This is a genomic window from Clavibacter michiganensis (assembly GCF_002151125.1).
Taxonomy (GTDB): Bacteria; Actinomycetota; Actinomycetes; order Actinomycetales; family Microbacteriaceae; genus Clavibacter; species Clavibacter michiganensis_C.
Window position 1 is genome coordinate 214,612 of record NZ_MDJZ01000004.1, and the last position, 22,555, is coordinate 237,166.

General features: G+C 71.3%; 16 protein-coding genes and 1 tRNA gene. 2 read left to right on the forward strand and 15 right to left on the reverse strand.

Annotation, left to right across the window (positions count from 1 at the left end):
- Positions 1–46 precede the first annotated feature (46 nt).
- The 6 genes from uvrB to polA all read right to left on the reverse strand — a co-directional run bounded on the left by uvrB (position 47) and on the right by polA (position 9,326).
- Entirely contained in the window at positions 47–2,113 is a 2,067-nt protein-coding gene (uvrB, locus tag BFL37_RS02335) for an excinuclease ABC subunit UvrB (RefSeq protein ID WP_086513557.1), read from the reverse strand.
- 10 nt (positions 2,114–2,123) lie between these two features.
- Positions 2,124–2,738 carry a dephospho-CoA kinase gene (gene coaE, locus BFL37_RS02340; RefSeq protein ID WP_086513558.1) on the reverse strand — a complete coding sequence of 205 codons (615 nt, stop codon included), beginning with the start codon at positions 2,736–2,738 and terminating at the stop codon, positions 2,124–2,126.
- An 86-nt stretch (positions 2,739–2,824) separates the two neighbouring features.
- Positions 2,825–4,279 carry a 30S ribosomal protein S1 gene (gene rpsA / locus BFL37_RS02345; RefSeq protein WP_086513559.1) on the reverse strand — a complete coding sequence of 485 codons (1,455 nt, stop codon included), beginning with the start codon at positions 4,277–4,279 and terminating at the stop codon, positions 2,825–2,827.
- 184 nt (positions 4,280–4,463) lie between these two features.
- Positions 4,464–6,143 carry a DUF885 domain-containing protein gene (locus BFL37_RS02350; RefSeq protein ID WP_086513560.1) on the reverse strand — a complete coding sequence of 560 codons (1,680 nt, stop codon included), beginning with the start codon at positions 6,141–6,143 and terminating at the stop codon, positions 4,464–4,466.
- Entirely contained in the window at positions 6,140–6,598 is a 459-nt protein-coding gene (locus BFL37_RS02355; RefSeq protein WP_086513561.1) for a PTS sugar transporter subunit IIA, read from the reverse strand. The genes BFL37_RS02350 and BFL37_RS02355 overlap by 4 nt, the downstream gene beginning before the upstream one ends.
- A gap of 43 nt (positions 6,599–6,641) precedes the next feature.
- On the reverse strand, positions 6,642–9,326 hold the full coding sequence (polA, locus tag BFL37_RS02360; RefSeq protein ID WP_086513562.1) for a DNA polymerase I: 2,685 nt from the start codon (positions 9,324–9,326) through the stop codon (positions 6,642–6,644).
- Positions 9,327–9,379: 53 nt separating this feature from the next.
- Between polA and BFL37_RS02365 the strand changes: the two genes are divergently transcribed.
- Positions 9,380–9,814 carry a PaaI family thioesterase gene (locus BFL37_RS02365; protein ID WP_086513563.1) on the forward strand — a complete coding sequence of 145 codons (435 nt, stop codon included), beginning with the start codon at positions 9,380–9,382 and terminating at the stop codon, positions 9,812–9,814.
- Positions 9,815–9,865: 51 nt separating this feature from the next.
- Here the strand turns inward: BFL37_RS02365 and BFL37_RS02370 are convergent, their stop codons facing one another.
- A complete protein-coding gene (locus BFL37_RS02370) occupies positions 9,866–10,474 on the reverse strand; it encodes an ANTAR domain-containing response regulator (RefSeq protein ID WP_086513564.1) in 609 nt (202 codons plus the stop codon).
- An 85-nt stretch (positions 10,475–10,559) separates the two neighbouring features.
- Here BFL37_RS02370 and BFL37_RS02375 point away from each other — a divergent pair.
- Positions 10,560–10,642: transfer RNA gene (locus BFL37_RS02375), tRNA-Leu, on the forward strand.
- A 94-nt stretch (positions 10,643–10,736) separates the two neighbouring features.
- Here BFL37_RS02375 and pyk read toward each other — a convergent pair.
- The 8 genes from pyk to BFL37_RS02415 form a co-directional block, all read right to left on the reverse strand.
- Positions 10,737–12,182, reverse strand: coding sequence for a pyruvate kinase (pyk, locus tag BFL37_RS02380; RefSeq protein WP_086513565.1), 1,446 nt, complete (start codon positions 12,180–12,182; stop codon positions 10,737–10,739).
- Between the two features lie 87 nt (positions 12,183–12,269).
- Positions 12,270–13,727 carry a glutamate synthase subunit beta gene (locus tag BFL37_RS02385; RefSeq protein ID WP_086513566.1) on the reverse strand — a complete coding sequence of 486 codons (1,458 nt, stop codon included), beginning with the start codon at positions 13,725–13,727 and terminating at the stop codon, positions 12,270–12,272.
- The gene (gene gltB, locus BFL37_RS02390; RefSeq protein WP_086513567.1) at positions 13,720–18,291 is read right to left on the reverse strand and encodes a glutamate synthase large subunit; all 4,572 of its coding nucleotides are present in this window, start codon (positions 18,289–18,291) and stop codon (positions 13,720–13,722) included. The genes BFL37_RS02385 and gltB overlap by 8 nt, the downstream gene beginning before the upstream one ends.
- 102 nt (positions 18,292–18,393) lie before the next feature.
- Positions 18,394–19,416, reverse strand: a complete 1,023-nt coding sequence (gene lgt / locus BFL37_RS02395; protein WP_086513612.1) for a prolipoprotein diacylglyceryl transferase — start codon at positions 19,414–19,416, stop codon at positions 18,394–18,396.
- Positions 19,417–19,487: 71 nt separating this feature from the next.
- Positions 19,488–20,306 carry a tryptophan synthase subunit alpha gene (trpA, locus tag BFL37_RS02400; protein WP_086513568.1) on the reverse strand — a complete coding sequence of 273 codons (819 nt, stop codon included), beginning with the start codon at positions 20,304–20,306 and terminating at the stop codon, positions 19,488–19,490.
- Entirely contained in the window at positions 20,303–21,517 is a 1,215-nt protein-coding gene (gene trpB / locus BFL37_RS02405) for a tryptophan synthase subunit beta (protein ID WP_086513569.1), read from the reverse strand. Before trpB ends, trpA begins: the two co-directional genes overlap by 4 nt.
- The gene (gene trpC / locus BFL37_RS02410) at positions 21,514–22,290 is read right to left on the reverse strand and encodes an indole-3-glycerol phosphate synthase TrpC (RefSeq protein ID WP_086513570.1); all 777 of its coding nucleotides are present in this window, start codon (positions 22,288–22,290) and stop codon (positions 21,514–21,516) included. Before trpC ends, trpB begins: the two co-directional genes overlap by 4 nt.
- Positions 22,291–22,533, reverse strand: a complete 243-nt coding sequence (locus BFL37_RS02415; protein WP_086513571.1) for a DUF6704 family protein — start codon at positions 22,531–22,533, stop codon at positions 22,291–22,293.
- Between the last annotated feature and the right edge of the window lie 22 nt (positions 22,534–22,555).

The following is a 22,555-nucleotide window of genomic DNA, read 5'->3' on the forward strand; positions in this document are numbered from 1 at the left end:
CCGCGGCCCGGGTCGGCGGAGACCGCCGGACCCGCGCCGGCCTGGGTCAGGACAGGTGGCCGGCCTTCTCCATCTGCCGCAGCTCGCGCTTGAGGTCGCCCAGCTCGTCGCGGAGGCGGGCCGCCAGCTCGAACTTGAGCTCGCCCGCGGCCTGGAGCATCTGGTCGTTGAGGTCGGAGATGATCGTCTCCAGCTCGTTCGCCCCGGCCGCGGCCTTGCCCTCGCGCCGCAGGTTCGGCGTGGGCGAGCGCTTGCCGCCCCCGCGCCCCTCGAGCATCTTCTTCGTGTCCTCGCCCTCGCGCGCCAGGATCTCCGTGATGTCGGCGATGCGCTTGCGCAGCGGCGTCGGGTCGATGCCGTGCTGGGTGTTGTACGCCACCTGCTTCTCGCGGCGCCGGTCGGTCTCCTCGATGGCGCGCTTCATGCTGTCGGTGAGCACGTCGGCGTACATGTGCACCTCGCCCGAGACGTTGCGGGCCGCGCGGCCGATGGTCTGGATGAGCGACGTGGACGAGCGGAGGAAGCCCTCCTTGTCGGCGTCGAGGATCGCGACGAGCGACACCTCGGGCAGGTCGAGCCCCTCGCGCAGCAGGTTGATGCCGACCAGCACGTCGTAGACGCCGGCGCGCAGCTCGCTGAGCAGCTCGACGCGACGCAGGGTGTCGACGTCCGAGTGGAGGTAGCGCACGCGCACGCCCGCCTCCGCGAAGTAGTCGGTGAGCTCCTCGGCCATCTTCTTGGTGAGCGTGGTGACGAGGATGCGCTCGTCCTTCTCCACGCGGATGCGGATCTGCTCGAGGAGGTCGTCGATCTGGCCCTTCGTGGGCTTGACCACGATGGCCGGGTCGATGAGGCCCGTCGGGCGGATGATCTGCTCCACCACGCCGTCGCCCATCCCGAGCTCGTACTTGCCGGGCGTCGCCGACATGTACACCGTCTGCGGCACGCGCTCGGTGAACTCGTTCCACTTGAGGGGCCGGTTGTCGAGCGCGCTCGGGAGGCGGAAGCCGTGCTCGACGAGCGTGCGCTTGCGCGACGAGTCGCCCTCGAACATGGCGCCGATCTGCGGCACGGTGACGTGCGACTCGTCGATGACCACGAGGAAGTCGTCCGGGAAGTAGTCGAGCAGGCAGTGCGGGGCCTCCCCCGCGTCGCGCCCGTCGATGTGGCGCGAGTAGTTCTCGATGCCGGAGCAGAAGCCGATCTGCTGCATCATCTCGATGTCGAAGTTGGTGCGCATGCGGAGGCGCTGCGCCTCGAGCAGCTTGCCCTCCCGCTCGAGCACCGCGAGGCGCTCCTCGAGCTCCTGCTGGATGGTGCCGATGGCCCGCTGCATGACCTCGGTCTCCGCCACGTAGTGCGAGCCGGGGAACACGGACACCGAGTCCATCTTCCGGACCACGTCGCCCGTGAGCGGGTGCAGCTGGTAGAGCGCCTCGATCTCGTCGCCGAACATCTCGATGCGGATGGCCAGCTCCTCGTACATCGGGATGATCTCGATGGTGTCGCCGCGCACGCGGAAGTTGCCGCGCGAGAAGTCGACGTCGTTGCGCTGGTACTGCATGGAGACGAACTTGCGGATGAGGGTGTCGCGGTTGATCTGCATGCCCACCTGCAGCGCGACCATCGCGTTCATGTACTGCTCGGGCTGGCCGAGGCCGTAGATGCAGGACACCGTGCTGACCACCACGACGTCGCGGCGGCTGAGCAGCGAGTTGGTCGTGGAGTGACGGAGGCGCTCGACCTCGGCGTTGACCGAGGAGTCCTTCTCGATGAAGGTGTCGGTCTGCGGGACGTAGGCCTCGGGCTGGTAGTAGTCGTAGTACGAGACGAAGTACTCCACCGCGTTGTCGGGCATGAGCTCACGGAACTCGGTGGCGAGCTGCGCGGCGAGCGTCTTGTTGTGGGCGAGGATCAGCGTGGGCCGCTGGACCTTCTCGATGAGCCAGGCCGCTGTGGCCGACTTGCCGGTGCCGGTGGCGCCGAGGAGGACGACGTCCGGCTCGCCGGCGTTGACCCGGCCCGCCAGCTCGGCGATGGCCGTGGGCTGGTCGCCGCTCGGGGAGTACTCGCTGACGACCTTGAAGGGGCGCACGGACCGGGTGGGCTGCATGCCCTCGAGTCTACGAGCGGCCCCCGACACCGCCGGACAGGTTCGCCCAGAGCCGATCCGTCTGGGCGAGCGTCGACTCCAGCGAGACGCCGGAGTCGATGACGTCGTCGGCGACGGCCAGGCGGTCCTCGTCGGAGGCCTGCGACGCGATGCGCCGCTCGGCCTCCTCGACGGGCATGCCGCGCAGCTCGACGAGACGCCGGATCCGCTCCGCGCGCGGCGCGTGCACCACCACGACCCGGTCGAACTCGTCGACGCGGCCGGACTCCACGAGGAGCGGGATGTCGTAGACGACGACCGCGTCCGGGTCCGCCTCCCCCGCCGCGGCCATGCGCTGCGTCGACAGCGCCCGCACGGCGGGATGCGTGATCGCCTCGAGGTCGCGGCGCGCATCCGGATCCTGGAACACGACGGCGCCGAGCGCAGGACGGTCGAGGGAGCCGTCCGCGGCGATCACGCCGGGACCGAAGCGGCGGGCGATCTGCGCGAGCGCCGGCGTGCCGGGCTCCACGACCTCCCGGGCGAGCCGGTCGGCGTCGATGCGCACCGCCCCGAGCTCCGCCAGCCGGTCGGCCACCACCGTCTTGCCCGCGGCGATGCCGCCCGTCAGTCCGATCACCTGCATGGATCCAGCCTAGGCGGGCGGTCGCCCGGGAACGACGGAGGCCGCCCTCCCCGAAGGGAGAGCGGCCTCGTCGTGGTGCGGTGGGACTACTTCGAGCTGGACAGCTTCTCGCGCAGGGCGGCGAGGCTCTCGTCGTCCGCCAGCGTGCCGGCGCCCGTCGAGTCGCTCGTGAAGCCGGGGCCGGCGGACGTGATGCCCGTGTCGGCCGCCTCGGCCTCGGCTGCCGCCGCGACCTGCTTCTTGTGGGCCTCCCAGCGGGCCTGGGCTGCGGCGTACTGCTGCTCCCACGTCTCGCGCTGGGCCTCGAAGCCCTCCTTCCACTCGTTGGTCTCCGGGTCGAAGCCCTCGGGGTACTTGTAGTTCCCCTGGTCGTCGTACTCGGTGAGCATGCCGTAGAGGGCGGGGTCGAACTCGGTGCCCTCGGGGTCGACGCCGTCGTTGGCCTGCTTGAGGCTCAGCGAGATGCGGCGACGCTCGAGGTCGATGTCGATGACCTTGACGAACACCTCGTCGCCGACGGACACCACCTGCTCGGCGAGCTCGACGTGCTTGCCGGAGAGCTCCGAGATGTGCACGAGGCCCTCGATGCCCTCGGCCACGCGGACGAACGCACCGAACGGCACCAGCTTGGTGACCTTCCCGGGCGCGACCTGGCCGATGGCGTGCGTGCGGGCGAAGACCTGCCACGGGTCCTCCTGCGTCGCCTTGAGCGACAGGGAGACGCGCTCGCGGTCCAGGTCGACCTCGAGGATCTCGACGGTCACCTCCTGGCCCACCTCGACGACCTCGCTGGCGTGCTCGATGTGCTTCCAGCTGAGCTCGGAGACGTGCACGAGTCCGTCGACGCCGCCCAGGTCCACGAACGCACCGAAGTTGACGATCGAGGAGACCACGCCCTTGCGGACCTGGCCCTTCTGGAGGTTGTTGAGGAACGTGCTGCGGCTCTCGGACTGCGTCTGCTCGAGCAGGGCACGGCGCGACAGGACCACGTTGTTGCGGTTCTTGTCGAGCTCGAGGATCTTGGCCTCGATCTCCTGGCCGAGGTACGGCGTGAGGTCGCGGACGCGGCGCAGCTCGATGAGCGAGGCCGGCAGGAAGCCGCGGAGGCCGATGTCCACGATGAGGCCGCCCTTGACGACCTCGATGACGGTGCCGGTGACGACGCCGTCGGACTCCTTGATCTTCTCCACGTCGCCCCACGCACGCTCGTACTGCGCGCGCTTCTTCGACAGGATCAGACGGCCTTCCTTGTCCTCCTTCTGGAGGACGAGGGCCTCGACGGTGTCGCCGACCTTGACGACCTCCGTGGGGTCGACGTCGTGCTTGATGCTCAGCTCACGCGAGGGGATGACGCCCTCGGTCTTGTAGCCGACGTCGATCAGGACCTCGTCCCGGTCGATCTTCACGACGGTGCCCTCGATGAGGTCTCCGTCGTTGAAGAACTTCAGTGTCTTCTCGACCGCGGCGAGGAAGTCCTCAGCAGATCCGATGTCGTTGATCGCGACCTGCTTGGGCGCCTTGTCGGTCGTTGCGATTGTCATGTAGTTAGTGCTCCAGGATGGGCATGAATAAGGCCGCTGGCGCGGACCCGCGCGGGTACCGGTCGAGCGGCGGACGGATGGGTCGTCGCAGAAGCGCGACAGTCGATCTTAGACCCGGCTCGGGAGGCGGGACAACCGCGCCGCGCGGGCCGGAGCGGACCGCGCGGCGCGAGGGGCGGGCGCCTCAGCGGAGGACCGCGGCCCGCAGGGTGTCGAGGCCCACGCCGCCGACGTCGAGCGCGCGGCGGTGGAACTCCCGGATGTCGAACGCGGCGCCCTCGCGGCGGCGGGTCTCGTCGCGGAGGTCCTCCCAGATGCGCTGGCCCACCTTGTAGGAGGGGGCCTGGCCCGGCCACCCGAGGTAGCGGTTGACCTCGAAGCGCACGAACGACGGATCCATGTTGACGTTGCGTCCCATGAAGTCGAAGGCGTACTCCGCGTCCCAGACGGCCTCGCCGTCCGGGCGGGTCTTGCCGAGGTGCACGCCGATGTCGAGCACGACGCGGGCGGCGCGCATGCGCTGGCCGTCGAGCATGCCGAGGCGGTCGGCCGGGTCGTCGAGGTAGCCGAGCTCCTGCATCAGGCGCTCGGCGTAGAGGGCCCAGCCCTCCGCGTGACCCGACGTGCCGGCGAACCGGCGCCAGGTGTTGAGCTCGGCCTTGTTGTAGGTGGCCTGCGCGATCTGCAGGTGGTGCCCCGGGACGCCCTCGTGGTACACGGTGGTCAGCTCGCGCCAGGTGTCGAACTCGGTGACGCCCTCGGGCACCGACCACCACATGCGGCCCGGGCGGCTGAAGTCGTCGGCGGGGCCGGAGTAGTAGATGCCGCCCTCCTGCGTGGGGGCGATCATGCACTCGAGCGCGCGGATCTCCTCGGGGATGTCGAAGTGCGTGCGGCCGAGCTCCTCCACCGCGCGGTCGCTCGTCTCCTGCATCCACGCCCTCAGGGCGTCGGTGCCGTGGAGCTTGCGCGACGCGTCTCCGTCGAGGTGCGCGATGGCCTCCAGCACGCTCGCGCCGGGGAGGATCTCGCGGGCGATGGCCTCCTGCTCCTCCACCATCCGGGCGAGCTCGCCGACGCCCCACTCGTACGTCTCGTCGAGGTCGACCTCGGCGCCCAGGAACGAACGCGAGCGGAGCGCGTACTGCTCGCGGCCCACCGCGTCGACGTCGCGGCCGGCCGGCTCCAGCTCGGACCCGAGGAACGCGGCGAGGCGCTCGTAGGCGGAGCGGGCCTCCTCGGCGCGCGCGCCCAGGGCCTGCCGCAGGGACGCGGGCAGCTCGCCCGCGTCGGGCCGGGCCTCGGCGGCGAAGGAGCGGAAGAAGCCCTCGGGCGCCGCCTGGCGCTCGACCTGGCCGAGAACCTCGCGGATCTGGCGCTTCGCCGGCGCCTGCCCGCGGCGGACGCCCTCGCGGAGCGTCTCGATGTAGCCGTCGACCGCGCCGGCGACGTTGCCGAGGCGCGTGGCGAGGTGCTCCCAGTCGCCCTCGGTCGCGGTGGGCGAGATGTCGAACACCTCGCGGATCCCCTGCGCGGGCGAGGCGATCACGTTGAGGTCGGAGAGGTGGACGCCGGCGTCGTGCATCTCCACATCGAGCGCGAGCTCGCGGGTGAGGTCCATGCGGGTGACCTCGTCGACCGCGTCGACGGGTCGCGCGGCCTGCAGCTGACGGATGACCGCGCGCGCCGCGTCCGCGTGCGCCGCGTGCCCCGCGGGCGACGTGTCGCCGTACTCGCCCTCGCGGCCGGGGCGGCCGAGGTAGACGCGCTCCTCGGGGTGCAGGTCGAGCGACGTGTCGATCCACCCCTCGGCGATCCGGTCGATGTCCGTCTGCGGTCGGGGGGCCTTCGGCGTCGTCGTCATCCCTCGACCGTACCGGCTCCCAGGAGCGACCGGACGGTCGCCGGATCCGTCGCACCGCGCAGCTGCTCGGCGCGCACGGGGTCGAGCAGGATCTCGGCGAGGCGCGAAAGCAGCGCGATGTGACCGCCGCCGGTCGCCGCGATGCCGACGACGATGCGGACGTCGTGGCCGTCCCAGTCGACGCCGTCCGGCAGCCGCACGACGCTGATGGCGTCGGCGCGCACGAGGTCGCGTCCCGCGGCGAGCGTGCCGTGCGGGACCGCGACGCCCTCCCCCACGAAGGTCGACACGGAGCGCTCGCGCTCGAGCATGGCGTCCACGTAGCCGGGCTCCACGGCGCCGGCCGCGACGAGCGCCTCGCCCGCCTCGCGGATGGCGGCCTCCCGGTCGTCGGCGCGCGCGTCGAGACGGATGGACCCGTCGGCGAGGAGGTCGGAGAGTCGTGCCTTCGTCATGCGCTGGTGCTCCTCGTGCTGGGGGTGGGACGGGCGGATCGGGTCAGTGCGCGGCGGCGGCCCACGAGTCCCCGCGGCCCACCTGCACCTCGAGGGGCACGCGGAGGTCCGCCGCGTGCGCCATGCGGTCGGTGACGATCGCCTCGAGCGCGTCCCACTCCCCCGCGGCGACCTCGAGGATGAGCTCGTCGTGCACCTGCAGCAGCATGCGCGAGGCCATGTCGCGCTCGCGCATGTCGGCCTCGATGCGGATCATCGCGATCTTCATGATGTCGGCCGCGGACCCCTGGATCGGCGCGTTGAGCGCGGCCCGCTCGGCGTTGTCGCGGAGGACGCGATTCGGGCTGTTGAGGTCGGGGAACGGGCGGCGACGGCCGAAGATCGTCTCCGTGTACCCGGCCGCGCGCGCCTCCTCCACCACCTGGCGGAGGTAGTCGCGCACGGAGCCGAAGCGGGCGAAGTAGTCGGTCATGAGCTGCTTCGCCTCGGACGACGGGATGCGCAGCTGCTTGGACAGCCCGAACGCGCTCAGCCCGTAGGCCAGGCCGTAGCTCATGGCCTTGACCTTGGTGCGCATCTCGGCGCTCACCTCGGCCGGCTCGACGCCGAAGATGCGGGAGCCGACGAAGCGGTGCAGGTCCTCCCCCGCCGCGAACGCCTCGATGAGGCCCTCGTCGCCCGAGAGGTGCGCCATGATGCGCATCTCGATCTGCGAGTAGTCCGCCGTGAGCAGCGTCTCGTAGCCCTCGCCCACGCGGATGGCGCTGCGGATGCGGCGGCCCTCCTCGGTGCGGACGGGGATGTTCTGCAGGTTCGGGTCGTTCGAGGAGATGCGGCCGGTGGTGGTGCCGGTCTGCACGTAGGTGGTGTGGATGCGCTCGTCGTCGCCGATGCCGCGCTCGAGCGTCTGGATGATCTGCCGCAGCTTGCTCGCGTCGCGGTGCTCGAGCAGCAGGTCGAGGAAGGGGTGCGGGTTCGACGCCTGCAGGTCGGCGAGGGCCCCCGCGTCGGTGGAGAAGCCGGTCTTGTTGGCGCGCGTCTTCGGCATGCCGAGCTGGTCGAAGAGCACCTCCTGCAGCTGCTTGGGCGAGCCGAGGTTGATCTCCTTGCCGATCTCCGCGAAGGCGCGCTGGGCGAGGTCGGTGATGCGCTCCTGCAGCTGCGCCGACAGCTCGGCGAGGCCGGCGCGGTCGGTCGCGACGCCGCGCAGCTCCATCTCCACGAGCACGAGGAGCGTCGGCATCTCGATGTCGACCATGACGCCGAGCGTGCGCTCGTCGAGCACCCCGCGGAGCGCCTCCTCGACGCGCAGCGTGTACCAGGCCTCGACGGGTGCGGTGAGCGCCTCCGTCTCGGGCACGAGCTGGTTGGCGTCGGGCTCGGGCAGGTCCTCCATGAGGTAGCGGCTGACGAGCGCGGAGAGCGTCTTGTCGGTGAACCCGGGACGCAGCAGCCAGCCGGCCACGAGCACGTCGAACGCGAGGCCCTGGACCTGGAGGCCGGCACGGCGCATGGCCTTCACCTGCACCTTGGCGTCGGACATGATCTTCGGGGCGTCGCTCGCGAGCCAGCGCTCGAACGGCGCGTAGTCGGCGCGGCCCTCCTGCCACGGCAGGGCCACCGCCTCCGTCGCGCTCGCGAGGCCGAAGCCGACGGGCCTCCCGTCCTGGGTCTCGACCGTGAGGCCGAGGCCGTGCGGCGAGGCGGCGCTCTGCGTCGCGATCCACTTCGCGAGCTCCTCGTCGAGCAGCTGCTGCGGCTTCGGCGCCTGCGGCGCGGTCGAGGGCTCCTGCTCGATCGCGCCGACGGGGGTGCCCTCGCTCGAGGCGGAGGCGCCGGATCCCTCGAGCTTCAGCACGCGATCGAGCAGCTGCTTGAACTCCAGCACCGCGAACACCTCGCGGAGGGCGGGCTCGTCGATGGGCTTCCGCTCGAGGTCGGCCGGCCCGAGCGGCAGGTCGACGTCGGTCAGCAGCCGGTTGAGGCGGCGGTTGCGGATGACGTTCTCGTACTGCGCGCGGAGGTTGTCGCCGACCTTGCCGGCGATCTCGTCCCGGTGCTCGAGGACGGCGTCGAGGGATCCGAACTGGTTGAGCCACTTGACCGCGGTCTTCGGGCCGACCTTGTCGACGCCGATGAGGTTGTCGCTCGTCTCCCCCACGAGCGCCGCGATGTCCGGGTACATCTCCGGCTGCACGCCGTACTTCTCGAAGACCTTCTCGGCGTCGTAGCGCGTGAGCTGCGAGACGCCCTGCGTGGACGGGTACAGGAGCGTGACGTCGTCGTTGACGAGCTGGATCGCGTCCCGGTCGCCCGAGACGACGAGCACGCGGAAGCCCTGCTCGCGACCCTGCGTGGCGAGGGTCGCGAGGATGTCGTCCGCCTCGTGGTCCTCCTTGGTGAGGGTGGGGATGTTCATCGTCTTCAGCGCCCGCTCGAGCAGCGGCACCTGGCCGGTGAACTCCGCGGGCGTCTCGCCGCGCGTGCCCTTGTACTCCGGGTACTCGCGGGTGCGGAACGAGAAGCGCGAGATGTCGAACGCCACGCCCACGTGCGTGGGCTTCTCCTTCTGCAGGAGGTTGATGAGCATGGCGATGAAGCCGTGCACGGCGTTCGTGTGCTGCCCCTCGCGGTTCTGGAAGCTCTCCGCCGGCAGGGCGTAGAAGGCCCGGAACGCCAGGGAATGGCCGTCGATGACGAGGAGGGTAGGCTTTTCCGTGTTCGGCACGCGTCCAGCCTATAGAGGGCTGCCGACCTCGGACCCGGCCCTGGAGGATCCCCATGACCCAGCCCGCACCCGAGCACGACGGGACCGCCCGGCTCCTCCGCCAGCCCCAGGACGTGGGTGCGCTCGCCGAGAAGATGGGCATCGTCTTCCAGGAGCTGAGCCCCGAGCGCTCGGTCGCGACCATGCCCGCGGAGGGCAACACGCAGCCCTACGGCGTGGTGCACGGCGGCGCGTACGTCGTGCTCGCCGAGTCGCTCGGATCCATGTCCGCGAACGTCCACGCGGGCCCGGACCGGGTCGCCTTCGGCATCGAGCTCAACGCCAGCCACACGCGCTCGGCCTCGTCCGGCACCGTCACGGGCACCTGCACGGCGATCCACCTCGGCGGCACGCTCACGACGCACGAGATCGTGCTCACGGACGACGAGGGACGCCGGCTCTCCACGGTGCGCATCACGAACATCATCCGCGAGCGCACGCGCCGCTGACCCTCGCCCGGCGGCAGACCGGGCGGCGAGCGGGCGGGACGGACGCGGCGGCTAGGCCTTCTTGGCGCTCAGCTGCTCGATGATGGCCTGGGCCACGTCGTGCATGGTCAGGCGGCGGTCCATGGACGCCTTCTGGATCCAGCGGAACGCCTCGGGCTCGGTGAGGCCCATCTTCTCGTTGAGCAGGCCCTTGGCGCGGTCGACGAGCTTGCGGGTCTCGAAGCGCTCGACGAGGTCGGACACCTCGGCCTCGAGCGTGATGATCTGGGCGTAGCGGGCCAGCGCGATCTCGATCGCGGGCAGCAGGTCGTTCGGCGTGAACGGCTTGACGACGTAGGCCAGCGCGCCGGCCTCGCCCGCGCGCTCCACGAGCTCCTTCTGGCTGAACGCCGTGAGGAGGACGACGGGCGCGATGTGGTTGCGGTTCAGCCGCTCGGCCGCGGAGATGCCGTCGAGCTGGGGCATCTTGACGTCCATGATGACGAGGTCCGGCCGGAGCTCCGTGGCCAGCGCGACGGCGGTCTCGCCGTCCCCGGCCTCGCCGACGACCTCGAAGCCGTTGTCGCGGAGGGTCTCCACGATGTCGAGGCGGATGAGCGACTCGTCCTCGGCGACGACGACACGGCGGGGGGCTGCGGGGGTTGTTTCCTGGTCACTCACGGATAGGAGCCTACGGTATCGTCGGGCGGGCCGGTGCGCGCCGGATCAGCGGATCACCTGCTGCATCGTGGCGCGGAGCAGGTGCGCCGGATTGGCGGAACGGCAGACGCGGAGCACTCAAAATGCTCTGTCCGTGAGGGCGTGTGGGTTCGAGTCCCACATCCGGCACCGTGTCCCGCGAGGACGCGAGAGGGCGGGCGACCACGTGGTCGCCCGCCCTCTCGCGTCGGGGTCGGGAGCCGAGGGCGCCCGCCGCCCGCCGCTACTTCTCGTACGCCGGAGCCGCCTCGTTCACGGCGTCGCCCACGACGTGCACGCGCAGCTCGTTGGTCGAGCCCGCGATCCCGGGAGGGGATCCGGCGATGACGACGACCTTCTGGCCGACCTCGGCGAGGCCCTCCGCGAGGAGCACCTCGTCGACCTGGTGGAACATCTGGTCGGTGTGCGTGACGGTGTCGACGAGGTGCGTCTGCACGCCCCACGACAGCGCGAGCCGACGGCGGATGCCCTCGTTCGGCGTGAAGGCGAGGATCGGGATGCCGTTGCGCAGGCGCGTCATGCGACGGACCGAGTCGCCCGACTCGGTGAAGACGCAGAGGAACCTCGCCTCGACGAACTCCGCGACCTCGGCGGCCGCGAGCGTGATGGCACCGCCCTGCGTGAAGGGGCGCGAGCCGAGCGCGGGGATGCGCTCCAGACCGTGCTCCTCGGTGGACTCGATGATGCGCGCCATGGTCTTCACGGTGACGACGGGGAACTCGCCCACGCTCGTCTCGCCGCTCAGCATGAGCGCGTCGGCGCCGTCGAGCACCGCGTTGGCGCAGTCGGAGGCCTCGGCGCGCGTGGGACGCGGGCTCGTGATCATCGACTCGAGCATCTGCGTCGCGACGATGACGGGCTTGGCCTTGCGGCGGGCGAGCTCGACCGCGCGCTTCTGCACGATCGGGACGGCCTCGAGCGGCAGCTCGACGCCGAGGTCGCCGCGGGCGACCATGATCGCGTCGAACGCGTCGACGATCTCCTCGAGCGCGTCCACGGCCTGCGGCTTCTCGACCTTGGCGACGACGGGGACGCGGCGGCCCTCCTCGTCCATGATCTCGTGCACGCGGACGATGTCGGACGCGTCGCGGACGAAGCTCAGCGCGATGAGGTCGGCGCCGAGGCGGAGGCCCCAGCGGAGGTCGGCCTCATCCTTCTCGGACAGGGCGGGCACGTTGACCGCGACGCCCGGGAGGTTGATGCCCTTGTTGTTGCTGACGGTGCCCGCGACCTCGACCGTGGTCGTGACGCGCGTGCCGTCGGAGGAGACCACGCGCAGCGTGACCTTGCCGTCGTCGATGAGCAGCGGGTCGCCCGGCTTCACGTCGCCGGGGAGGCCCTTGTAGGTGGTGGAGCAGATGTCCTTCGTGCCGAGGATGTCCTCGACCGTGATGACGAAGGTGTCGCCGAAGGCCAGGTCGTGCGGGCCGTCGGAGAACTTGCCGAGGCGGATCTTCGGACCCTGCAGGTCGACGAGGACCGCGACCGCGCGGCCCGCGTCGTCGGCGGCCTTCCGGATGGTGGAGTAGATGCCCTCGTGGACGTCGTACGTGCCGTGGCTCAGGTTCATCCGGGCCACGTCCACGCCGGCGTCGATGATGGCTCGGATGCTCTCATAGGAGCTGGTCGCGGGCCCGAGGGTCGCGACGATCTTCGCTCGTCTGGTCATGCTCTGTCTGTCTCGCGTTTCTGCGTCGCACACGGACGCGGTTCGGGTGAGTGGTCGCGGCCTGGCGCGCAGGACGCGGCGGCCGGGTCAGATGGAGAGAGCGCGGTCCGTGGGACGGACCGGGAACGGGAGCTCCGTGTCCCCCTCAAGGTACCGGTCGACGGCGGACGCCGCTGCACGTCCCTCCGCGATCGCCCAGACGATGAGCGACTGGCCGCGGCCCGCGTCGCCCGCGACGAAGACGCCGGCCTGGTCGGTCTGGTAGTCCTCGCCGCGCGCCACGTTGCCGCGCTCGTCGAACGGGACCGCCAGCTGGCGCTCGAGGGCGTCCTTCTCGGGGCCGGTGAACCCGAGCGCCAGGAGCACGAGGTCGGCCGGGATCTCCCGCTCGGTGCCGGACTTCGGCACCCGGCGACCGTCGCGGAACTCGGTCTCCGCGACGCGGACGGCGCGCACGTGCCCGTCGTCGTCCTTCAGGAACTCGACCGTGGTGGCGAGGTAGTGGCGCTCGCCGCCCTCCTCGTGCGCGCTCGACACCTCGAAGAGGGTCGGGTACGTGGGCCACGGCTGGTCGGGGCGGCGCTCCGTCGGTGGCTGCTGGCCGATGGCCAGGTTGGTGACCGAGGCCGCCTTCTGGCGGTGGGCGGTGCCGATGCAGTCGGCACCCGTGTCGCCGCCGCCGAGGACGACGACGTGCTTGCCCTCCGCGTGGATCTGCTCGGGCACCTGGTCGCCGGCCGTCGCGTGGTTCGACTGGCGCAGGTAGTCCATGGCGAAGTGCACGCCGTCGACGTCGCGGCCCGGGATGTCGAGGTCGCGGGGCACGAGCGCGCCCGTGCAGACGACGACCGCGTCGTAGCGGAGACGCAGGTCGGACCACGTGATGTCCGTGCCGATGTCGACGCCCGCGCGGAAGCGGGTTCCCTCGGCGGTCATCTGGGCGAGGCGCGCCTCGAGGTGGCGCTTCTCCATCTTGAAGTCGGGGATCCCGTAGCGCAGCAGGCCGCCGATGCGGTCGTCGCGCTCGAAGACGGCGACCGTGTGGCCGGCGCGCGTGAGCTGCTGGGCGGCGGCGAGGCCGGCGGGACCGGATCCCACGACCGCCACGGTCTTGCCCGTGAGGCGCTCGGGCGGGTGCGGCTCGACCCAGCCGTTCTGGAAGGCGTCGTCGATGATCGACACCTCGACCTGCTTGATGGTGACGGGCGGCTGGTTGATGCCCAGCACGCACGAGCTCTCGCAGGGCGCCGGGCAGAGCCGGCCCGTGAACTCCGGGAAGTTGTTCGTGGCGTGCAGGCGCTCGATGGCCTGGCGGCCCTCGCCGCGCCACGTGAGGTCGTTCCACTCGGGGATGAGGTTGCCCAGCGGGCAGCCCTGGTGGCAGAACGGGATGCCGCAGTCCATGCACCGGCCGGCCTGGCGCACGAGCTCGCCGCGTTCCTGCTGCTCGTACACCTCCTTCCAGTCCATGAGCCGCACCGAGACAGGGCGGCGCTTGGGGAGCTCGCGCTCCGTCACCTTCAGGAAGCCCTTGGGGTCAGCCACCGGTCACCTCCAGGATGCGCTTCCAGGCGACGTCGCCGTCGGGGTCGAGGCCCTCGTCGACCGCGGTCTGGCGGGTGGCGAGGACGGCCGCGTAGTCCCGCGGCAGGATCTTGGTGAAGCGTTGCATGGAGGTCTCCGGGTCGGCGAGCAGGCGCTCCGCCACGGTGGATCCGGTCTCGGCGAGGTGCCGGCGGAGGAGGTCGAGCACGATCTCGACGTCGGCGCTCCCGAGCGGGTGCAGCTCGAGCTCGCCCGACGCGAGCGCGTCGGTGTTGATGCGGTCGCGGTCGAGGTCGATCACGTACGCCGTGCCGCCCGACATGCCCGCGCCGATGTTGCGCCCGGTGCCGCCGAGCACGAGCGCGAGCCCGCCGGTCATGTACTCCAGCGCGTGGTCGCCCACGGCCTCGACGACCGCGGTCGCGCCCGAGTTGCGCACGAGGAACCGCTCCCCCACCATCCCGCGGACGAACATGGTGCCCTGGGTGGCGCCGTAGCCGATGACGTTACCGGCGATGACGTTCTCCTCGGCCGGGAAGCCGGCCTTCTCGTCGGGCCGGACGACGATGTCGCCGCCCGAGAGGCCCTTGCCGAGGTAGTCGTTGCTGTCGCCCACGAGGCGCAGCGTGATCCCCGCCGGCATGAACGCGCCGAAGGACTGGCCGGCCGACCCGCGGAGCGTGACGTCGATGGATCCCGCCGGGAGGCCGTCCTCGCCGTGCGCCTTCGTGACGAGGTGGCCGAGCATCGTGCCGACCGCGCGCGCCGTGTTCCGGACGGGCAGGTCGATCTCGACGCGGCCGCCGTGGTCGAGCACGTCGCGGCTGAGGCGGATGAGCTCGTTGTCGAAGTGGTCCTCGAGCTCGTGGTCCTGCGACCGGGCGTGCTTCATGGGCTCGTCGTCCGCGAAGGTCGGCCCCACGAGGATGGGCGAGAGGTCGAGGCCCGACGCCTTCCAGTGGTCGACCGCGTCCTCGACGCCGAGCAGGTCGTTGCGCCCCACGATCTCGTCGAGCGAGCGGTAGCCGAGGGCGGCCAGGTGCTCGCGCACCTCCTGCGCGATGAACTCGAAGAAGTTGACGACGTGGTCCGCCTTGCCGGGGAAGCGCTTGCGCAGCTCCGGGTTCTGGGTGGCGACGCCGACGGGGCAGGTGTCGAGGTGGCAGACGCGCATCATGATGCAGCCCGAGACGACGAGCGGCGCCGTGGCGAAGCCGAACTCCTCGGCCCCGAGCAGGGCGCCGACGATCACGTCGCGGCCCGACTTCATCTGCCCGTCGACCTGGACGACCACGCGGTCGCGCATGCCGTTGAGGCGGAGCGTCTGCTGCGTCTCGGCGAGGCCGAGCTCCCAGGGCGTGCCCGCGTGCTTGAGGGAGTTGACGGGGCTCGCACCCGTGCCGCCGTCGTGGCCCGAGACGAGGATCACGTCGCTCAGCGCCTTGGCGACGCCGGCCGCGACCGCGCCGATGCCCGACTGGCTGACGAGCTTCGTGTGGATCCGGGCGGACGGGTTCGCCCGCTTGAGGTCGAAGATCAGCTGCTTGAGGTCCTCGATCGAGTAGATGTCGTGGTGCGGCGGCGGCGAGATGAGGCCGACGCCCGCGGTCGCGTGACGCGTGCGCGCCACCCACGGGTAGACCTTGCCGGGCGGGAGCTGCCCGCCCTCGCCGGGCTTGGCACCCTGCGCGAGCTTGATCTGGATGTCGTCCGCGTGCGTGAGGTACATGCTCGTGACGCCGAAGCGCCCCGACGCCACCTGCTTGATGGCGCTGCGACGCTCGGGGTCGAGCAGGCGCTCCACGTTCTCGCCGCCCTCGCCCGTGTTCGACTTGGCTCCCAGCCGGTTCATCGCGATGGCGAGGGTCTCGTGCGCCTCCTCGGAGATCGAGCCGTAGCTCATCGCCCCCGTGGAGAAGCGCTTGACGATGTCGGAGATGGGCTCCACCTCGTCGAGCGGCACGGGCGGGCGCGTGCCCGTCCGCAGCCGGAACATGCCGCGGAGGGTCATGAGGTCCTTCGACTGCGCGTCGACCATGGTCGTGTACTCGCGGAAGATGTCGTACCGGCGCATGCGCGTCGCGTGCTGCAGCCGGAAGATCGTGTCCGGGTTGAACAGGTGCGGGGATCCGTCGCGGCGCCACTGGTACTCGCCGCCCGTCTGCAGGCGCTCGTGCGAGAGCACGGCTCCGTCCGTCGGGTAGGCGCTGCGGTGGCGGGCGGCGTTCTCGGCCGCGATGACGTCGATGCCGACCCCGCCGAGGCGCGTGGTCGTGCCCGAGAAGTACTGGTCCACGAGCCCCTGCGAGAGGCCGACCGCCTCGAAGCACTGCGCGCCGGCGTAGGAGGAGACCGTGGAGATGCCCATCTTGGACATGATCTTCAGCACGCCCTTGCCGAGCCCCTTGATGAGGTTCCGGGTGGCCTTCTCCGGGGTCACGCCCGTGAGCATGCCGCTGCGGACGAGGTCCTCGCACGACTCCATGGCCAGGTACGGGTTGACGGCCGAGGCGCCGTAGCCGATGAGCAGCGCGATGTGGTGCACCTCGCGCACGTCGCCGGCCTCGACCACGATGCCGACCTTCATGCGGGTCTGCTTGCGGATGAGGTGGTGGTGCACGGCCGCGATCATGAGCAGCGACGGGATGGGCGCGAGGTCGCGGTTGGAGTCGCGGTCCGACAGCACGATGAACTGCGCGCCGTGCGCGATCGCGCGGTCGACCTCCTCGCACATGGCGTCGATGCGCCTCTGCATGGCGAGCGGGCCGTCGTCGACGCGGTAGAGGCCGCTCACGATGGTGGTGGTGCGGCTGCCCGGCCGGTGGTCGATGTGGATGACCTTGGCCAGCTCGTCGTTGTCGATGACGGGGAAGTCGAGCACGACCTGCTTGGTGTGCTCGGGACCCGCGTCGAGGAGGTTGCGCTGCGGCCCGAGGCCGAGGCGGAGGCTGGTGACGACCTCCTCGCGGATGGAGTCGAGCGGCGGGTTGGTGACCTGCGCGAACTGCTGCGTGAAGTAGTCGAACAGCAGGCGCGGGCGCTGCGAGAGCACCGCGATGGGCGTGTCCGAGCCCATGGCGCCGAGGGGCTCGGCGCCGACCTTCGCCATCGGCATGAGGAGCATCCGCACCTCCTCCTCCGTGTAGCCGAAGGTGCGCTGGCGCCGCACGACGGACGCGGGCGTGTGCACGACGTGCTCGCGCTCGGGCAGGTCGGCGAGGTGGATGCGGTTCCGGAGCCACTCCCCCCACGGCGCGCTGGCGGCGAGCTCGGACTTGATCTCGTCGTCCTCGATGATGCGGCCGGCCTCGGTGTCGACGAGGAACATCTTGCCCGGGCGCAGGCGGCCCTTGCGCATGATCCGGGCGGGGTCGATCTCCAGCACGCCGATCTCGCTGCCGAGCACCACGAGGCCGTCGTGGGTGACGAGGTAGCGGCCGGGGCGCAGGCCGTTGCGGTCGAGCGTGGCGCCGACGAGCGTGCCGTCGGTGAAGGTGAGCGCCGCCGGCCCGTCCCACGGCTCCATGACCATGGAGTGGTACTCGTAGAAGTCGCGGCGGACGGGGTCGATGTCGGTCTGCTTCTCCCACGCCTCGGGGACCATCATCATCATCGCGTGCGGCAGGCTGCGGCCGCTCAGGCTGAGGAGCTCGAGGACCTCGTCGAAGGACGCGGAGTCGCTCGCGCCGGGCGTGACGATGGGCATCAGCGGAGAGAGGTCGCCGAGCAGCTCGGACTCGAGCTGGGACTGGCGGGCGCGCATCCAGTTGCGGTTGCCCGCGACCGTGTTGATCTCGCCGTTGTGCGCCATCATCCGCAGCGGCTGCGCGAGCGGCCACGACGGGAACGTGTTCGTGGAGTACCGGGAGTGCACGATGGCGAGCTTGGAGGCGAAGCGCTCGTCGGAGAGGTCCGGGTAGAACGGCTCGAGCTGGAGCGTGGTGACCATGCCCTTGTAGACGAGCGTGCGCGCGGACAGCGAGATGAAGTAGGCGCCGAGCTCCCGCTCCGCGCGCTTGCGCAGGCGGAAGGCGAGGCGGTCGAGGGCGAGCCCCGACGCGCGGTCGGCCGGCTGCGCGGCGTCGGAGGCGAGGAACAGCTGTCGGAAGGCGGGCATCGCCTTGCGTGCCAGGTTGCCGAGCTGCGCCGGGTCCACGGGCACCTCGCGCCAGCCGAGGACGCGCAGGCGCTCGTCGCCGGCGATGCCCTCGATGCCCGCCTGCAGCTCCGCGCGCTCGGCGTCGTCCGTGGGCAGGAACGCCATGCCGACCGCGTACTCCCCCATGGGCGGCAGGTCGAAGCCCACGACGCCGCGGAGGAACTCGTCGGGGATCTGCGTCATGATCCCGGCGCCGTCGCCCGTCCCCGCGTCGGAGCCGATGGCGCCGCGGTGCTCGAGGTTCCGCAGCGCGTCGAGGGCGTTGACGATGATGTCGTGGCCGGGGGTGCCGCGCAGCGTGGCGACCATCGCCAAGCCGCACGCGTCCTTCTCGAACGCCGGGTCGTAGAGGCCCTGCCGCTCGGGGAACGAGCCGCCGAGGGGGGAGGTGGAGGAGAACGCCATGGGAACCGTCCTAGATGCACTGCGGAGGGACGTCGCTGGCCCTGTGGTGGGGACCGCCTCGCGGAGAGGAGGCGGTGACCGCGGGGGTGCCCGCGCTGGGGACTAGGCGCCGCGTCCGCTTGTGGCGGGGAGAGCGTGGGAGTCCGACCCGGTGGATGCCCGATCGTCGTCGCCGTCGGTGAAGTCCGAATCCGTGTACACCGATGCTACCTCGCCGTCGCGGCCCGCCTTCGCGCGGGCGCTTACGTCATCCGGGGTGCGGCCGGGCAGGTACGGGCTCGGCTCGCTGCCGACGTGGCGACGCGTCTGGATGATGAAGAGGACGAGGCCGAGCGCGACCGCGAAGAACGCCGCCCACACGTTGGTGCGGATGCCGAAGTAGATCTCGCTCGGGTCGATGCGGATGGACTCGAAGACCATGCGCCCGAGTCCGTACCACATGAGGTAGACGGCGAGGCCGCGGCCCCACTGCAGCCGGACGGCACGTCCGAGCCCGATGATGAGGAGGGCACCGGCGACGTTCCAGACGATCTCGTAGAGGAACGTGGGGTGGAAGAGCGTGCCCGCGGGGAGCCCTGCGGGGAACGCCGCGTTGGTCGGGTCGACCTCGAGGCCCCACGGCAGGGTGGTGGGCGTGCCGAACAGCTCCTGGTTGAAGTAGTTGCCCATGCGTCCGGCGGCCTGCGCGAGCAGGAGGCCGGGGGCCAGCGCGTCCGCGAAGGTCCAGAAGCGGACGCCCGTCCACTTGGAGCCGAGCCAGACGCCCACGGCGCCGCCGATGAGGGCGCCGAAGATGGCGATGCCGCCCTCCCACACGTAGAGCACCCGCAGCAGGTTCGCGCCCTCGTAGAAGTAGTCGCCGGGGTGGGTGAGCACGTGGAAGGCCCGGGCGCCGATGATGCCGAGGACGAGCGCGCACAGCGTGAAGTCGATGACGGTGCCGGACTCCACGCCGCGCGCGACCAGGCGGCGGTTGGTGAGGAAGGCCGCGATGAGGATGCCGAGCAGGATGCACACGGCGTACGCGTGGATCACGAAGGTGAGCGGCAGGTCGATGCCGAAGCCCTGCAGCCACGCCGTGACGTCGAACCGGGTCTCGGACGGATCCGGGCTGGGGATGCTCATCGGGGCGAACAACGGATGGCGCTCACTTTCGCAGGGGGATCGGCGGGCGCGGCGGGACCGCGGGCCGGGGGCTACTGTAGCGCGGTTCCCCGCGCCAGATCGGCCGCGGCGCGGGCGACGCCGGGCACGCCCCCGTCGGCGAGGGCCGCCACGAGGGCCGATCCGACGATGGCGCCGTCGGCGTAGTCGAGGACCTCGCGCACCTGGTCGCCCGTGGAGATGCCGATGCCGACGCACGCGCTCGTGGATCCCGCGTCGCGCAGGCGGGAGACGAGGCCGCGGGCGGCCTGGTCGACGTCCTGCCGCGCGCCCGTGATGCCCATGGTGGAGACCGCGTAGACGAACCCGCGGCTGCGCTCGACCGCCTGGTGCAGCCGCGCCTCGCTGGAGGACGGGGCGGCGAGGAACACGCGGTCGAGACCCGTGCGCTCGGACGCGGCGAGCCAGTCGGCGCCCTCGTCCGGGATGAGGTCCGGCGTGATGAGGCCGGCGCCGCCCGCGGCGACGATGTCGTCGGCGAAGCGCTCGACGCCGTACTGCACGACGGGGTTCCAGTAGGTCATGAGGAGGACGGGGGCGTCCACGCGCTGCGTGATCGCGTGCAGGGCGTCGAAGCCGTCGCGGAGGCGGAAGCCCTGCGCGAGGGCCGTCTGCGTGGCGCGCTGGATGACGGGGCCGTCCATCACGGGATCGCTGTACGGCAGGCCGAGCTCGATGACGTCGACGCCGTTCTCGACGAGCGCGACGGCCGCCTCGATGCTCGTGGCGACGTCGGGGAAGCCGACGGGGAGGTAGCCGACGAGGGCCCCCGATCCCTGCTCGCGGCGGAGCGCGATGGTCCGCTCGACGGGGCTGCCCGTGGGCGCGGCGGCGTGGGCTGCCGCGGTCACGACTGCTCCGCCCCGGCGTCGATGAGGTCGAAGTAGGCGCCCGCGGTCTCCATGTCCTTGTCGCCACGGCCGCTGAGGTTGATCAGGATGATCGAATCCGGTCCGAGCTCCTTGCCGAGCTCGAGCGCGCCGGCCAGGGCGTGCGCCGACTCGATGGCCGGGATGATGCCCTCCGTGCGGCTGAGCAGGCGGAGCGCGCTCATGGCCTGGTCGTCCGTGACGGGACGGTACGAGGCGCGGCCGAGGTTCGACAGCCAGGAGTGCTCGGGACCGACGCCCGGGTAGTCGAGGCCCGCGGAGATCGAGTGCGAGTCGATGGTCTGGCCGTCCTCGTCCTGGAGGAGGTAGCTGCGCGCGCCGTGCAGCATGCCGGGGCGCCCCTTGGTGATGGTGGCCGCGGTTCGCGGGGTGTCCGCGCCGTCGCCGCCGGCCTCGAAGCCGTAGAGGGCCACGTCGGCGTCGTCGAGGAACGCGTGGAAGATGCCGATGGCGTTGGACCCGCCGCCCACGCACGCGGCGACCGCGTCGGGCAGCCGGCCGGTGAGCGCGAGGACCTGCTCGCGCGCCTCCTCGCCGATGACCTTCTGGAGGTCGCGGACCATGGCCGGGAACGGGTGCGGACCCGCGACGGTGCCGAAGACGTAGTTCGTGGTCTCCACGTTCGTGACCCAGTCGCGCATGGCGTCGTTGATGGCGTCCTTGAGCGTCCGCGATCCCGAGCGGACCGGGACGACCTCGGCGCCGAGCAGGCGCATGCGCGCCACGTTGAGCGCCTGGCGCTCCGTGTCGACCTCGCCCATGTAGATGACGCAGTCGAGCCCGAAGAGCGCGGCGGCGGTGGCGGTCGCGACGCCGTGCTGGCCCGCGCCCGTCTCGGCGATGATGCGCTTCTTGCCGATCTTCTTGGTGAGCAGCGCCTGGCCGAGCACGTTGTTGATCTTGTGCGAGCCGGTGTGGTTCAGGTCCTCGCGCTTGAGGATGATGCGCGCACCGCCGGCGTGCTCCGCGAAGCGCGGCACCTCCGTGATGAGCGACGGGCGCCCGGTGTAGGTGCGGTGCAGCTCCTGCAGCTCCTGGATGAACTCGGGGTCCACCTTGAGCGCCTCCCACGCCTCCGACAGCTCGTCCAGCGCCGCGACGAGCGACTCGGGCACGTACCGCCCGCCGAACTCGCCGAAGTAGGGGCCGGTCGTGCTGCGGAGGTCGGTCACGGGCGGGTCTCCAGGAACTCGGTGAGTGTGCGGACGGGGTCGCCGGTGACGAGCGCCTCGCCCACCAGGACGACGTCGGCGCCCGAGCGGCGGTAGTGCGCCACGTCGTCGGCGGTCTTCACCGCGGACTCGGCGATGCGGACGACGCCCGCGGGGATGGAGTCGGCCAGGCGGCCGAAGAGGTCGCGGTCGAGCTCGAAGGTGGTGAGGTTGCGGGCGTTGACCCCGACGACCTGCGCGCCGAGGTCGAGCGCGCGGGACACCTCCTCGGCCGAGTGGGTCTCGACGAGCGCGGTCATGCCGAGCTCGCCCACGAGGGCGTGCAGCTCGACGAGGGCCCGCTGGTCGAGGGCCGCGACGATGAGGAGGACGAGGTCGGCGCCCGAGGCGCGCGCCTCCAGCACCTGGTACGGCTCGCCGATGAAGTCCTTGCGCAGCACGGGGATGGAGACGGTGTCGCGGACCTGCTCGAGGTCCTGCAGCGAGCCGCCGAACTTGCGGCCCTCGGTGAGGACGCTGATGGCGCTGGCTCCGCCGGTCTCGTAGCGGGAGGCGAGGAGCGCGGGATCCGGGATCTCGGCGAGGGCTCCGCGCGACGGGCTCGAGCGCTTGACCTCGGCGATGATCTTGACGCGGTCGGACGGCGCGAGGGCGCTCAACGCGTCGAGGGCGGCGGGACGCGCGAGCGCCTCGGCCTCGACCCGGGCGAGGGGACGGGTCTCGCGGCGCGCGGCCGCGTCCTCGAGGGCGCCGGCGAGGAGGTCGCCCAGCATCTAGGAGTGCGCCTTCGAGTGCGTGGAGACCGTGCGGTGCCCGCCGACCCCGAAGCCCATCTTCTTCATGACCCCGCCGGTGATCCAGCCGAGGATCGCGAGGACCGCGGAGGCCCACACGACGGGCTCGATGGCGAACCAGAAGGCGATGGTGCCGACGGCGAACGCGACGAGCATGATGACGACGGCCGTCCAGGCCGCCGGCGAGTTGCCGTGGCCGGGTTCTGCGGACTCGGTGGACATGCGTGCTCCTCGTGGGTCGTAC